The 1,178-nt window shown below is 61.5% G+C and carries 1 protein-coding gene; it reads right to left on the bottom strand.

Features of this window, described 5'->3' with window-relative positions:
* Positions 1-2: 2 nt before the first annotated feature.
* Positions 3-1,178, bottom strand: coding sequence for an elongation factor Tu (gene tuf, locus NDO48_RS29025; protein WP_026227168.1), 1,176 nt, complete (start codon positions 1,176-1,178; stop codon positions 3-5).

Below are 1,178 nucleotides of genomic sequence, written 5' to 3'. Positions count from 1 at the left end.
GATTATTCTTTGATCGAAGCGACGATGCCGGCGCCGACGGTGCGGCCGCCTTCACGGATAGCGAAGCGCAGCTTCTCTTCCATGGCGATCGGAACGATCAGCTCGACGTCGACGGTGATGTTGTCGCCAGGCATGACCATTTCGGTGCCTTCCGGCAGCGTCACGATGCCCGTCACGTCAGTCGTGCGGAAGTAGAACTGCGGACGGTAGTTGGTGAAGAACGGCGTGTGACGGCCACCCTCTTCCTTGGTCAGGATGTAGGCTTCAGCCACGAACTTCTTGTGCGGCTTCACCGTACCCGGCTTGGCCAGAACCTGGCCGCGCTCGACGTCTTCACGGGCAACGCCACGGATCAGCGCGCCGATGTTGTCGCCAGCCTGGCCCTGGTCGAGCAGCTTGCGGAACATTTCAACGCCCGTGCAGGTCGTCTTCGAGGTCGGGCGGATGCCGACGATCTCGAGTTCTTCGCCGACCTTGACGACGCCGCGCTCGACGCGACCGGTGACAACCGTGCCACGGCCCGAGATCGAGAACACGTCTTCGATCGGCATCAGGAACGGCTTGTCGATCGGACGCTCAGGCGTCGGGATGTAGGAGTCGACTGCTTCCATCAGAGCGCGGATCGCGTCTTCGCCGATCTTCTTGTCCGAATCGTTGAGCGCAGCAACAGCCGAACCCTTGATCATCGGAATGTCGTCGCCGGGGAACTCGTACTTCGACAGAAGCTCGCGAACCTCGAGCTCGACCAGCTCGAGCAGCTCTTCGTCGTCGACCAGGTCGACCTTGTTCAGGAACACCACCAGCGCCGGAACGCCGACCTGACGGGCGAGCAGGATGTGCTCACGGGTCTGCGGCATCGGGCCGTCGGCAGCCGAAACGACCAGGATCGCGCCGTCCATCTGGGCGGCACCGGTGATCATGTTCTTGACGTAGTCGGCGTGGCCGGGGCAGTCGACGTGAGCGTAGTGACGAGCAGGCGTCTCGTACTCGACGTGTGCCGTCGAAATCGTGATGCCGCGGGCCTTCTCTTCGGGAGCAGCGTCGATCTGGTCATACGCCTTGAACTCGCCGAAATACTTCGTGATCGCCGCCGTCAGCGACGTCTTGCCGTGGTCAACGTGACCAATCGTGCCGATGTTCACATGAGGCTTATTACGCTCGAATTTACCTTTTGCCAT

Source organism: Aminobacter sp. MET-1, assembly GCF_026521175.1.
In the GTDB taxonomy this organism is placed as follows: Bacteria; Pseudomonadota; Alphaproteobacteria; order Rhizobiales; family Rhizobiaceae; genus Aminobacter.
Note: the sequence above shows the minus strand (reverse complement) of the source record. Positions and strands in the feature narration are given on the sequence as shown.